Annotated in this window: 15 protein-coding genes; 1 reads left to right on the forward strand and 14 read right to left on the reverse strand. The window is 49.0% G+C overall.

Annotation, left to right across the window (positions count from 1 at the left end):
• Nucleotides 1–47: 47 nt before the first annotated feature.
• Complete coding sequence (locus tag BM293_RS05385) at nucleotides 48–434, forward strand: YkgJ family cysteine cluster protein (RefSeq protein ID WP_093447378.1); 387 nt, start codon at nucleotides 48–50, stop codon at nucleotides 432–434.
• Between the two features lie 44 nt (nucleotides 435–478).
• Here BM293_RS05385 and BM293_RS05390 read toward each other — a convergent pair whose 3' ends face one another.
• The 14 genes from BM293_RS05390 to dprA all read right to left on the reverse strand — a co-directional run bounded on the left by BM293_RS05390 (nucleotide 479) and on the right by dprA (nucleotide 12,657).
• Nucleotides 479–787, reverse strand: a complete 309-nt coding sequence (locus tag BM293_RS05390) for a type II toxin-antitoxin system PemK/MazF family toxin (protein WP_093447380.1) — start codon at nucleotides 785–787, stop codon at nucleotides 479–481.
• Entirely contained in the window at nucleotides 781–1,020 is a 240-nt protein-coding gene (locus BM293_RS05395) for an AbrB/MazE/SpoVT family DNA-binding domain-containing protein (protein ID WP_093447381.1), read from the reverse strand. The genes BM293_RS05390 and BM293_RS05395 overlap by 7 nt, the downstream gene beginning before the upstream one ends.
• A gap of 124 nt (nucleotides 1,021–1,144) precedes the next feature.
• Nucleotides 1,145–1,339 carry a hypothetical protein gene (locus tag BM293_RS05400; RefSeq protein ID WP_093447383.1) on the reverse strand — a complete coding sequence of 65 codons (195 nt, stop codon included), beginning with the start codon at nucleotides 1,337–1,339 and terminating at the stop codon, nucleotides 1,145–1,147.
• Between the two features lie 16 nt (nucleotides 1,340–1,355).
• Complete coding sequence (locus tag BM293_RS05405) at nucleotides 1,356–1,658, reverse strand: hypothetical protein (RefSeq protein ID WP_093447384.1); 303 nt, start codon at nucleotides 1,656–1,658, stop codon at nucleotides 1,356–1,358.
• A 10-nt stretch (nucleotides 1,659–1,668) separates the two neighbouring features.
• Complete coding sequence (locus BM293_RS05410) at nucleotides 1,669–2,193, reverse strand: RNase A-like domain-containing protein (protein ID WP_093447386.1); 525 nt, start codon at nucleotides 2,191–2,193, stop codon at nucleotides 1,669–1,671.
• Nucleotides 2,194–2,263: 70 nt separating this feature from the next.
• Nucleotides 2,264–2,959, reverse strand: a complete 696-nt coding sequence (locus BM293_RS05415; protein WP_093447387.1) for a sulfite exporter TauE/SafE family protein — start codon at nucleotides 2,957–2,959, stop codon at nucleotides 2,264–2,266.
• Entirely contained in the window at nucleotides 2,959–4,467 is a 1,509-nt protein-coding gene (locus BM293_RS05420) for a YifB family Mg chelatase-like AAA ATPase (RefSeq protein ID WP_093447389.1), read from the reverse strand. The genes BM293_RS05415 and BM293_RS05420 overlap by 1 nt, the downstream gene beginning before the upstream one ends.
• Nucleotides 4,464–4,739 (reverse strand): accessory factor UbiK family protein, encoded by a 276-nt coding sequence (locus BM293_RS05425; protein ID WP_093447390.1) that lies wholly within the window; start codon nucleotides 4,737–4,739, stop codon nucleotides 4,464–4,466. Before BM293_RS05425 ends, BM293_RS05420 begins: the two co-directional genes overlap by 4 nt.
• Nucleotides 4,740–4,844: 105 nt before the next feature.
• On the reverse strand, nucleotides 4,845–5,516 hold the full coding sequence (locus tag BM293_RS05430) for an SPOR domain-containing protein (protein ID WP_093447392.1): 672 nt from the start codon (nucleotides 5,514–5,516) through the stop codon (nucleotides 4,845–4,847).
• A gap of 9 nt (nucleotides 5,517–5,525) precedes the next feature.
• Nucleotides 5,526–7,307, reverse strand: coding sequence for an arginine--tRNA ligase (argS, locus tag BM293_RS05435; protein WP_093447394.1), 1,782 nt, complete (start codon nucleotides 7,305–7,307; stop codon nucleotides 5,526–5,528).
• Between the two features lie 62 nt (nucleotides 7,308–7,369).
• On the reverse strand, nucleotides 7,370–9,820 hold the full coding sequence (gene topA, locus BM293_RS05440) for a type I DNA topoisomerase (RefSeq protein ID WP_093447395.1): 2,451 nt from the start codon (nucleotides 9,818–9,820) through the stop codon (nucleotides 7,370–7,372).
• 99 nt (nucleotides 9,821–9,919) lie between these two features.
• Nucleotides 9,920–10,948, reverse strand: coding sequence for a PA2778 family cysteine peptidase (locus tag BM293_RS05445; RefSeq protein ID WP_093447397.1), 1,029 nt, complete (start codon nucleotides 10,946–10,948; stop codon nucleotides 9,920–9,922).
• Nucleotides 10,948–11,328: a DUF6627 family protein gene (locus tag BM293_RS05450; RefSeq protein WP_093447399.1), complete on the reverse strand. Its 381-nt coding sequence runs from the start codon at nucleotides 11,326–11,328 to the stop codon at nucleotides 10,948–10,950. Before BM293_RS05450 ends, BM293_RS05445 begins: the two co-directional genes overlap by 1 nt.
• Before the next feature lie 126 nt (nucleotides 11,329–11,454).
• A complete protein-coding gene (gene dprA, locus BM293_RS05455) occupies nucleotides 11,455–12,657 on the reverse strand; it encodes a DNA-processing protein DprA (RefSeq protein WP_093447400.1) in 1,203 nt (400 codons plus the stop codon).
• Nucleotides 12,658–12,687 lie beyond the last annotated feature (30 nt).

A 12,687-nucleotide genomic window follows, 5' to 3' on the forward strand; every position in this document is an offset into this window, starting at 1 on the left:
TTCCTATGCTTTTTTGATCAATCGCAGTATTTTTTATGAGGTGATGTATGGATGACTTTAATCCATGCTTGTCTTGCGGTGCCTGCTGTCATCATTTTCGGGTGTCTTTTTATTGGTCTGAAGCCGATCCTTTTTTGGGCGGCTGCGTTCCGGTTGAGCTGACGGAGAAAATTAATAATAATTATATTTGTATGCAGGGCACCAACCAGCCTAATCCCCGCTGTGTGGCGTTGGAAGGCACCTTGGGCGAATGTGTGAGCTGCAAAATTTACGCGCAGCGCCCTACGCCCTGCCGCGAATTTCCCTTGTGGCTAGACGATGGCTCGCTTAATCCGGAGTGTAATCGATTGCGTGCGCTGAAAGGCCTACCGGCGATTGAGTTACCTGATCATCAGCCCAATGACGAACCACCGCTGGTACCGATTGTGGCTTAGAGAGCAATCTAGCGCTAGGGCGCCGTGGCTGGTAATACTTTTAGTTACGAAAGCATTTGAATTAAGGTATCGTGCCATAAAGTTAAGGGGATGGATCCCATCTGATCTTTTAGTCGTTTTTTATCCACCGTACGGATTTGGTCTAGAAGAATCCTGCCCTGCTTTCCATTGAAAACAATGTCTGGACGACAGCCCAATGCTTGACCTTTTGATGTGATGGGGGCAATGATTACGCGTGGCAAAACACTGTTCATATCATCAGGTGAAATGATTAAACAAGGTCGCGTTTTTCTTATTTCAGAGCCAACCGTTGGATCTAATTCTACCCAATACACATCGCCTCTTTTTACCATTCCCAATCCTCTTGCTCACTGTCTAGTTCAGTCATCGTGGCTAAGGGCTCAACATCTTTACTTGGATTGTAGTTATCAAACCATCCTTTTCTGAGCGGGGTGGAGGGCTTTAAAATAAGCGCACCGTCTTTGATAATCATATCTATTTCTTCTTCAATATGAAGTTGTTCAATAATGACTGAGGGAATAATAACACCACGGGAGTTTCCAATTTTTCTAAGCGTTGTGTGCATGGCCATCCCTTAAAAGTAATAACATTGTTAAAACTAAGCTTATATTAAGTTATGCTATTAAGCAATGATAAACAACTCAGCATCAGAATTTTGACCTAACCCGTTTTGGCGGCGAGCATAACACTTAAAGCAAAAACACACCGATTAGCACGAGCACGCCACCATAAATGGCGAGCATAAAGGCATGGGCTTTAAACCAAGCGACCACCGTTTGGAAGATTTCTTCTGGGCGATATTGGAAAAACGCCAAAATAACCATACCGAGTGCAATGATTAAGAGTGCCGCAGGCACGATAAGCAATAATTGATACAGTGTCATGATTGAGTGACCTCCGCTAGATTGACTGTAATAAATCGGCTTGTAATTGGATTAACCAGGCCTGCGCCTGCTGGGCTGGCAGACTGTGACCGGCTAGTTTAACGGCTAGACATTGTTGTTGCGCATCGCCCTGCGCGAGCAGATGAGCAAGCTGGTCGTTCAGCTTTGTGAGCGCTCGCGGGTTTTCTTGGCTAAATAACTGTAAGCAGGCCTGCTGATGGCCCTTCTCAGCGCCGTCTTCAATGGCGATGTAGGCCGCCAGCAAGCTGTGTAGCTCGGGATAGGTATTTAAAAAATCCATTTGGGCTTGCCAGTCCAATTGAACACCTTTAATCCGGTTGTGGGAAGGCGGTTAATACAAAAAAATCATCGCCACGGCGCACCAATACCACCCGCACCACCGCATTTTCTGGCACCCACTGCGGCTGCGCATTCGGATTAGCTTCCAGTTGTGCCCGGGTAATATAGCTGCCATGGGTAGGCACCCGCGCAAAAAAGGCTTGTCGTGCCAGCTCGCCCTGCCACCAACGTGCCACCTGTTCACGTTGTAGATTAAGCACCGCATTGACCGAGGCTTCCGCCACTGCCAGGTTACTAAAGGTTGAGGTGGTATTAAGACGCGCATCACGCTGCAAACGTTCAATTAAATAGGCATCACTTTTAGCGACATGGCGTTCAATAGTGTGACCGCCCATCTCTTCGTGCTCAACCAGGGACACCTGAATGGGTTGCGATAAATCGGCTAGACCGCTGGCGGGTTTGTCACATCCTGACAAACCAAGCAGAATTAAACCCAAAATTAAGGTGACTAGCAGGCCTGCTACACGCCCCAAAACGCCTTGTTGTTTGATCATTGCGTGACTCGCTCCTTGATAAAGAATAGTTAAAACGCGTTATTCATTGACGCACTATTGAATACTGATACTAGTGAATGTTAATACTTAAGGCTTGGTAAATTTGCCAAACGCCCATTGCCATCACGGTTGCACCGGCGCTGCGTTTTACCCAGGTTAATCGCGCCCAACGGGTAAAGTAAAACGCAAACACGCCCATCAGCATTAAGTTAGGCAAGGTACCAAGACCAAACGCCAACATGACCAGCGCGCCCTGGGTCATTGAGGCGGCACTAAAGGCCATAATCAGTACACTGTAAACCAGTCCGCAAGGCAACCATCCCCAAACCAGACCATACAACCAGGCCTGCGGCAAGGTGCGTACCGGGGTCAGTTTTTGGGTAAAGGGTTGCAGGCGACGCCATAAGCCTGCCCCCACCCGCTCAACGGCGGCCACGCCTAACCACCAACCGCCTAAATACAAGCCTAGCGCAATCATAAACAAGCCGGCAAAAACCTGTAACGCTTGTTGAAACGGCAAAAACGGTACCAGCGTTGATAAGGAAGCCGCTAATAATCCAATCAGGGCACCAATAATGACATAGCTACTAATGCGCCCTAAATTATAAGCGAATTGATAGGGCAACATGCGCCACTGACTGAGTTGATGTTGCGGCGATAGGCTAAAGGTGAGCGTACCCACAACCCCACCACACATGCCTAAACAGTGTACCCCGCCCAGTAAGCCAACAATAAACGCAGCGATGAGCATCCCTTCAATGGCCATTACTGGCTGCCTCCAAGTTGATCTAAATTGCGATAGCCCAAGGCTTCGGCCAAATGGCCACGGCTTATCTGCTCCGCCGCGCTCATATCGGCTAGGGTTTGCGCAATACGCAGGACTTTGTGATAACTGCGAGCGGATAAGCCGAGTTTAGTGAGCGCGCTGGCAAGGAAGTCTCGATCGGCTTGGGCAATAGGTAAATCTTGACATTGTTGCGCACTGAGCTGACTGTTTAGACAACCTTGCCGCGCCTGTTGACGCGCACGCGTTGCGGCCACCCTGGCTCGCACAGTCTGTGATGTTTCTGATTTTGACTGTTGTGGTTTAGCTAACTCGGCTAAATCCACCGCCGGTAATTGCAGATGCATGTCAATACGGTCGAGGATGGGGCCGGATAATTTTCGTTGATAGCGCAAAATTTGGTCAGGGGTTTCTTTACAACGCGGATCATCGGCAAAATAACCTGACGGGCTTGGATTGAGCGCGCCAATGAGCAGACTGTTACATGGATAGCTGACTTGTTGCTTTACGCGGGCGATATTCACTTGTTTCGTTTCGAGTGGCTCGCGCAAAGCTTCGAGGACATCGCGCTTAAACTCGGGCATTTCGTCGAAAAAAATGACGCCATGATGCGCTAAGGACAAGGCCCCTGGCCGCGGCGTTTGTCCGCCGCCTATGACCGCTGCAGCCGATGACGAATGATGCGGCGCTTGCCAAGGTCGATTCAAAAACTGGGCAGCGGTGATTCGCTGCCCAGCCAAGGAATGCAGTTGGGCGACTTCCAAAGCTTCATCACGATTTAGCGGCGGCAACAAACTCACCAAACGTTGCGCCAGCATACTTTTACCCGCCCCTGGTGGGCCAACCATTAATAACGAGTGATGACCACTTGCGGCGATTTCAAGGACGCGCTTCGCTTGCGCCTGACCTTGAACATCGGCTAGATCAAATGGGTAGTCTTGCACCACAGGGGTTGTGGTGGGCAATGGATTGAGTTGCGCTTCACCAGCTAGATACTCACAGACTTGGCGTAAATTATCGGCTAAACCGCAATGCGCATAATCTAATAAGCAAGCCTGATCAGCCAGGTCCGCTGGCAAGACCAGTTTATGACCCGCCTTAGCACCGGAGACCAGCGCCGGCAACAAACCTTGGCAGCTACGAACCTGCCCTTCCAGTCCCAACTCGCCATAAAACTCGTGCTCGTCAAGACGGGCGATGGCTAATTGCCCAGTCGCCACCAAGATACCCAGCGCAATACCCAAATCAAAACGGCTACCTGACTTGGGTAAATCAGCCGGAGCAAGATTGATGGTAATCCGCTTCGGCGGTAAGTCAAAACCGCTGTTTAAAATGGCACTGCGCACCCGGTCTTTGCTTTCTTTAACCGCCGCCTCTGGCAAGCCTACCAGAGTTAGACTGGGCAAGCCATTAGCCGCATGGACTTCAATGGTGACCCGTTCAGCGGCAAGACCCGTTTGGGTACGACAATAAACCCGCGCGACACTCAAGCTGATTGATCACCAGATGGGTTGGCTGCCTCGCTCGCTTGCTCAAAAGCGGCCAACTTTGCTTCCAGCGCGTCTAATTTAGCGCGGGTTTTTGCCAGGACTTGCTGCTGAATCTCAAACTCTTCACGGGTGACGAGATCCATCTCCTGCAAGGTCTGCTGAATTTTAGCTTTGACTTGCGCTTTAAATTGTTCGGGCGCTTGACCGACTTCAGCCGGAATCGCGTCTAGTACTTGTTTAACGATGCCATCTAGGTGCTGTGGATTAAACATGGGATAACCTTTAATTTAGAGTAGTGTCAATTAACGCAACAATGACCAAAGCTTATAGTATACCGTAAAACTTTCTCATTAAACCCATAAAAATAAGCATTATTACTAATTATTAATTAATCTTTCAGGCGCAACCTGTACTACACGCGTATCAGCACCTAAACGACGTAACGCATTACGATGACGGTTTAACTCAAGCCGGTCAGTAAAGGGCCCCAATACAATACGATAGAATTTTCCATTTTCCGTTTCAATGGGGGCGATTTGCATCACCCGCTCTTCAGTAGATAAACGCTGCTGTTCGCGTTGCGCCTGCTCAAGGCGGCGAAAAGAGCCCGCTTGAATCCACATCGGATCCGGCAGCTGAACAGGTAAGGGTTCAACATCCGTAACGGTAGCCAGTCGTGGCAAATCCTCATAAAATCGAAAACTAGTAGAAGGTAAAGCCACATCAGTTGTGGGTTCAACTAGGTCTTCTTCAGGCATGATTTCCACTGGCTGTTGCTTAGCTGTAGATATAAATACCTGCTCTTCACTAACGGCCTGATCGGTTAACTCAGCTTGTGACCACTGATTTTTAGGGCCATGCTGTTTAAAGTGATTGGTCACATAAAAGGCTAGCGCTAACACAAGACTTAAACCAACAACTAGCCAAATAAATTTTTTAGTTGTAAGCGGCTTGCCGCTCGATGACTTTTCAGGAACCGCTTGGGTCTGCTGTGATTTACGTTGATAACCTGGTTTTTGTCCCGGGCCGTAGCGATAGTCACGCGCCATGACAACTCACTACATACGCTCTGGAGCGCTAACCCCAAGCAAGGTTAAACCGTTAACCAACACCTGCTTAATCGCTACTAAAAGCGACAAACGTGCATTGCGCAATGCATCATCTTCAACGAGTAACGGCTGTGCATTGTAGTAGCTGTGCAGTGCATGCGCGAGGTCTTTCAAATAATAGGCAATTTGATGGGGTTCGCGCGCCTCAGCCGCACGGCCAATTAATTCGGGAAACTGCGCCAGTTTTGCTGCAACATCTTGCTCGTGCTCAGTGGTTAACAAGGCAAGATTCGCTAGGCCTGCTTGCGCATCAAACGCGCTAAACCCCTTTTCGCTCACCTGCTGAAGAACACTGCAAATGCGCGCATGGGCATATTGAATGTAGTAAACCGGATTTTCATTGGATTTGGATTTGGCTAAATCTAGGTCAAAGTCCATGTGTTGTTCGGATTTACGCGACACATAAAAATAACGCGCGGCATCATTACCCACTTCATCACGCAATTCGCGCAGGGTGACAAACTGACCACTGCGCGTGGACATTTGCGCACGCTCGCCACCACGATACAAAATAGCAAACTGCACCAACTGAACTTGCAAGGCATCCGGGTTTGTTCCCATAGCATCCATCGCTGCCTTTACGCGCGGAATATAACCATGGTGGTCGGCACCCCAAATATCAATCAGGGTTTCAAACTCGCGCTCAAGTTTGTTGAAGTGATAGGCAATATCTGACGCAAAGTAAGTTTTAATACCATTTTCGCGCACCACCACGCGGTCTTTTTCATCACCATAATCCGTTGAACGGAACCAGAGCGCGCCATTTTGTTCGTATATTTTTCCAGCTTGCTGCAGTTTTTCAATCGCGGCATCCACCACGCCTGAATGCATCAAAGATCGCTCGGAGAACCAGTTATCAAACTTGACTCCAAACTCTGCTAGATCCTCTTCAATATCAGCCAGAATATCATGTATAGCCATATTGAATACATGCTCATAATCCTGTGCACCTAATAACGCTTTAGCTTTGGCAATTAAATCATCTATATGGCGTTCTTTGTCGCCAGGTTGTCCCTGGGCATCGGTTTCTCCATCATCAGGCACAATACCAGCCATCACTTCAAAACTTGGCTTGCGCAGGGTTTGACCGAACTTGCCTTCTAGTTGACGCGCAATCGCGTAGATGTAGTCGCCCTTATAACCGTTGCTGGGAAAACGGAAGGTTTCGCCACACAACTCAAGATAACGTAACCAAACCGAGGTGGCTAAAATATCCATTTGACGACCGGCATCATTCACATAGTATTCGCGGGTAACTTGATAACCGGCAAAGGCCAGTAGGTTGGCTAAACTCGCGCCATAGGCTGCGCCCCGACCATGTCCTACATGCAATGGTCCGGTAGGGTTAGCAGACACAAACTCCACCAATACCGATGCACCTTGCCCAGTGCTGGTTTGACCAAACTGAGCCGCTTGTTGATGAATCTGCGTTACCACCGCCATTTTGGCTTGTTCATTAACAAAAAAGTTAATAAATCCGGGGCCAGCAATATCCGTTTTAGTAACCGATTCATGTTCCGGCAAAGCCGCCACTAATTTCTCAGCCAACGCACGCGGCGGCATACCGGCGGATTTAGCAAGCATCATGGCTAGATTGGTGGCAAAATCGCCGTGCGCCTTGTTTTTAGTCGCATCAATTTGCAGCGTATAATGAATATCTTGTGGCAAAACCTGCGCTGCTTGCAGGTTCTCAATAGCCGTAATCAATAGTGCATTCAGCGTGTTTTTCATTGCTTTCTCGTTAAGCTAAATGGGAGTTAAAAGGTTACAATTTAAAGATTAATATTGTTTAGTTACTTCTTAGTGCGCCTAGTCGTGCCTGCAGTCTTTTTAGCCGCTGGCTTTCTAGCAGCGGTTTTCTTAACCGGCGCCTTTTTAGCGGCAGCTCGACCACGTTTTTTAGGCGGCGGTGCGTCAGCAAGGCGCTGTTGACACGCCTCCAAAGACAAACTCATTGGGTCTTCGTCCTTAGCAATCTTAGCATTTACTTTGGTGGCCACATCCGTGATATAAGGCCCCCAGCGCCCTTTTAGAATCTTGACATCTGTGCCAGGGTAACTACGAATGATTTTATCGGCGTCTGCTTGAATTTTTGCTTCAATGATTAAAACAGCTTCGTCTAAGGTAATGCTCAAGGGGTCATAACCTTTAATTGGCGCGTAGCGTTTCTCACCGTATTCTAAGTAAGGACCAAACGGTCCTTGTTTAGCGATGATCGTCTGACCTTTATCAACGCCAAAGGGCGTACCATCTGCTGCCGTGGCATGATAGGCTTCCGGCATCTTGCCTAGGGTGCGTGGCAGTTTAAATAATTCAAGTGCTTCTTCAAGCTTGATGGTATCCATTTTTTGACCGGGCTTGAGGCTGGCAAATGTGGGCTTTTCATCATTCTCACCATCGCCTAACTGCACAAACGGGCCAAAGCGGCCAATTTTGACCAACATCGGCTTACCGGTTTTAGGGTCATTACCCAATAGTCGAGCCTGTCCCGCTTCTTCACGGGTTAAGGTTTCGGCCTGCTCAACATTGGGGTGAAACTTACCATAAAAATCTTCCAGCATGTCTTGCCAGGCCTGCTGACCCATCGCAATTTGGTCAAATTTGGCTTCAACTTGTGCCGTAAATTGAAAGTCTAATACTTCGCCGAAATTCTTAACCAAGAAGTCATTCACTATGCCAGCAATATCGGTGGGAAATAACTTGTTTTTCTCACTACCTGTTTTTTCTTCCAGCGTTTCAGCGGTAGTTTTGCCATCTTGCCAGCTCAATAAACGCACCGAACGTGGAACGCCCTCTCGATCCTCTTTGATGACATAACCGCGCTGTTGAATGGTATCGATTGTTGGCGCATAGGTTGAAGGGCGCCCAATACCCATTTCTTCAAGTGTTCGGACGAGACTGGCTTCGTTATAACGCGCCGGCGCACGGCTAAAGCTTTGTTTGGCTTGTAGCAGGCCTGGTTGCAAAGTTTGCCCTACTTCTAATGCGGGTAGCAGGACATCTTTATCTTTTGCACCGTCCAGGTTATACACCTTCATAAAACCTTCAAAGGTCACCACTTCACCCTTGGCTACTAACAATTCATTTTTGGAGGGTGAAATCGCAATATCAACCTGGCTACGCAATAGCTCTGCATCACTCATTTGTGATGCTAAGGCGCGTGCCCAAATCAATTGATATAAACGCTGCTCATTACGCTCGCCCGCTACATCAGCAAGCGAAAGATCCGTTGGGCGTATTGCTTCGTGCGCTTCTTGTGCATCAGCTTGCTTAGTTTTATAACGACGAGGATGACTGTAATTGGCGCCAAAACGCTGCGTAATCACTTCCTTTGCCTGACCGATCGCCACTTCTGATAAGTTCACCGAGTCGGTACGCATATAAGTGATCTTGCCAGACTCATATAATCGCTGCGCGATCACCATAGTTTGTTTAACCGAAAAACCCAGCTTTTGTGATGCCTCCTGCTGTAGAGTCGAGGTGGTAAACGGCGGTTTTGGTGAACGTTTAGCCGGTTTTTGATCTAACTGCGCGACACTAAAGGTCGCGCCCGTTAAGCTAGTTAGATAGGCTTGGGCACTGGCTTCGTCATCAAACGCGGCTAGACGCTTAACCGGCAAGGTTTCATCGGGTTTGCCTTGGGCATTAAGGGTATAAAGCTCACCAGACACTTTAAAGCTTGAGGTCGGTGTAAAACCATCGATTTCACGTTCACGCTCTACAATAAGACGCACGGCGACTGACTGGACTCGCCCTGCTGATAGGCCGGTGCGAATCTTCTTCCATAATATAGGCGACAACTCAAAGCCCACCACTCGGTCAAGAATACGCCGTGCCTGCTGCGCATTCACTAAGTTCAGGTCAACTTGGCGTGGATTAGCGACCGCTTGAGTAATAGCAGGTTTGGTAATTTCATGAAAGACAATGCGCTTGGTATCCGCGACATCAAGCTTAAGCGCCTCAGCCAAGTGCCAAGCGATTGCTTCCCCTTCGCGGTCCTCATCCGTTGCTAACCATACCACCTCCGCTTGCTTGGCGAGCTTACGCAACTCTGTGACATTTTTTTTCTTGTCTGGAGACACTTCATAACTCGGCACAAAACGGTTGGCAATATCAATGCCCATGCCTTTTTTGGATAGGTCGCGAATATGCCCATAACTGGAACGTACGACAAAGTCTTTGCCTAAATACTTTTCTATAGTTTTAGCCTTGGCCGGCGATTCCACAATGACTAAGTTCTTCATTCACATTAACCTAAACAAATTGTTTTGCATTCAAATGCAGGCATTCTACCGAAAACTGCCGCAATACCCAAAAAAATCAAAACTAAAACTCAATTTTACTTAACGCCCACATTTCAAGAACCCACAATCAGTAAAAGAAAGCGGGGGAAGCTGATCTAACTCAGGCAGACCTAAATTTAGCGCTGTATTGATTAAAAACGGTGCGTCCGGTTGACGTTGCCAACCGCATTGTAATGCCTGTTGCGCCAAACTAGGACACCCTTGCGCTGACAGCCATACCGCCCAGTTATTCCATAATTGCGCCGAGCTTTGATGCTGTTGCCAAAGTTGCGCTAATAACGCGTCGCCTGCTGACCAGGCCTGCTGCTCATAATAATTATTTAGTAACGCCAGACCAAAGGGCAAAAATGCTGGCCACCGCTGATAGCCTGAGGCATAAGCGGCGTGCGCTGCATCAAGCTGGCCGACAGACTCTAAATCAAACGCACGCTGAAACCATGGGCGCGCTTGCGCAAAAGGGGGCGGTGCAGATGGATCAGCTAAGACCATGCCCCAATAGCCGCCGCGCGCCCAAGTACGTTCAAACACCCCCGCAGCGGTCAGGCGTCGAGGGTCCTGTTCAGAACGCAGTATCCAGTGTCTGTTAGCCCGATCAAAGCCTACCACCACTGCATAATGCCACCTGGGCGCCCAATCTAAACCGAGATTTTGCAACACCAACACGGGATAGCCGGCAACGACCGCCTGTTCTAAGGCGGCTAAATCGCCCTCAATTTGGTAAGGCAACCAACCGGCTTGGCGCGCCACCGCGCTCAGCTCAATTTGTAACGTCCCTTCTTTAGCCGGAATCACCAAGCGATTAATAAGCTGCTCTGGCGTCACCGCCTCGCCTTGATAAGACATCATACTAGCGAGCGCAGCCGGCCCACAATAGTAATCTTGATTAGGAAAAAAAGGCACATCCACTAATTCAAACTGCACCGGCGCATCGGTGGTTTGTAACCAGGCCTGGCTTTGTTTGGGTGTGGCACAACCGGATAGACTCGTGAGTCCAAACAGGCCAATTAAAAACAAAACACCCAGCCAAAGCCGGGTGTTTTGTTGCCCTAAAACGGCGAATCTTGTCATTATCTAACCGGTTGAATGAACGGGAAAATATCCGTTGCACCAATCACATCAGTAATCACAAACACCACAAAAATAAACAAAGCGATACCAATCACACCGGCACCCGCTGGTAGGTCTTGTAATTGACTGTGCAATTGCGCAATTTCAGCATCGGTCATCGCGGCAATACGCTGCTCAACATCCTTAACCGATACACCCATCGCCACTAACTGTTGCTGCACATCGGCACGGGTAATTTGCTGCATCACTTGATCACGCAATTCAAGCTGTGCCTCAACGGCCGCTAATTCGGCATTTGAAATCATGCTCGCTTGCGCACCCATGCTGGCCACACCTAGTACCATCGCGGCTAATGCGCCACCAAACCATTTTTTAATCATGCTTTTGCTCCCTTAAATGAGTAAAACGAAAACAGCGATCTAAACCGTTCTAAACCACGCTTTAAGTTTAGCCGCAATCATTCACTTTGCTCAAGCGAAATATACAGACTCTTTGCAAAACAGAATTTAGCAGCGCTGCCATCGCCCGGCTGACAGGGCTTGGCACAAGCCCGCCAATTCAAGCATCATCATACTACTTTGTACCTCTGCGGCGCTCAAATGACTCAAATTAATCAGTTGATCTAGCGATACCGCTTCATATTCCATCAGCTGATATAAACTCCGTTCTGCAGTGGTTAAACGATCTAAGGCTAATGAATGCGTAGCAGACCTGCTAGGGCTATTAGGGCTGGCAGGTAGTTTCGCGTCTTCATGTGATGGGGTTAAGGCTAGCGCTTGGTGTTTTTGCAACAAAGGCACTAGTTCTTCTAGGATATCGTCAACCTGTTCAACCAGTTTTGCCCCTTGACGAATCATGGCATGCGGACCGCGAGCGAGGCTATTTTGAATGGATCCCGGAATGGCAAACACCTCTCGCCCCTGCTCTAGGGCTTGGCGTGCGGTAATCAGCGAACCACTTTGCAAAGCCGCCTCCACAACTAAACAACCCAGTGCCATGCCGCTGATAATGCGATTGCGCTGTGGGAAATGATGGCGCAAGGGCGGCGTACCGAGCGGGTATTCGCTGATGAGCGCACCTTGTTCACTGATTTGCGCGGCTAAACGCTGATGCGCTTTTGGGTAGACCTGATCCAACCCCGTGCCGACCACCGCAATAGTGCCAGCCAGGCCTGCTAAACCGCCAAGGTGTGCCGCCGCATCAATACCTCGCGCGAGTCCGCTGACAACCTGCAACCCGGCATTGGCCAGCGCACAGGCAAAATCTTCGGTCATTTTGAGACCTTGTCGTGTCGCGTGACGACTGCCAACTATCGCAAATTGCGGGCGTTGCAAACAGCCGATATCTCCTTGCACAAATAACGCAATTGGCGGATCTACTATGGTTTTTAATAGCGGCGGATAGGCCGCATCGCCCAATAAAACCAGGTGATGATGCGGTTGTAACAGCCAATTGTCCAAGGCTTCAATCGCCTGAGTGCTCACCTCAAAGCATCGTTTAGCTGCTTCATGACGCCAGCCTGCTTGATGTGACCAGGCCTGCTGATCCGCCTGTGCCATCGCGCTCCAGCTAGGAAAGGCGTGCACTAGCGCGGTGAGGTTCTTAAAGCTTGCTTGTCCTAGCACCAAACGCTTGATTAAAGTGGGTGAAAGGTCTGGCGCGGCTTCGAGGCTAAAACTTGTGTGTAGGTCGGTAAGTGGACTGGTCATAATTTCGCTATAATAGGAGGATGTATAATT

The organism is Thiomicrospira sp. ALE5 (genome assembly GCF_900112445.1).
Lineage (GTDB): Bacteria > Pseudomonadota > Gammaproteobacteria > Thiomicrospirales > Thiomicrospiraceae > Thiomicrospira.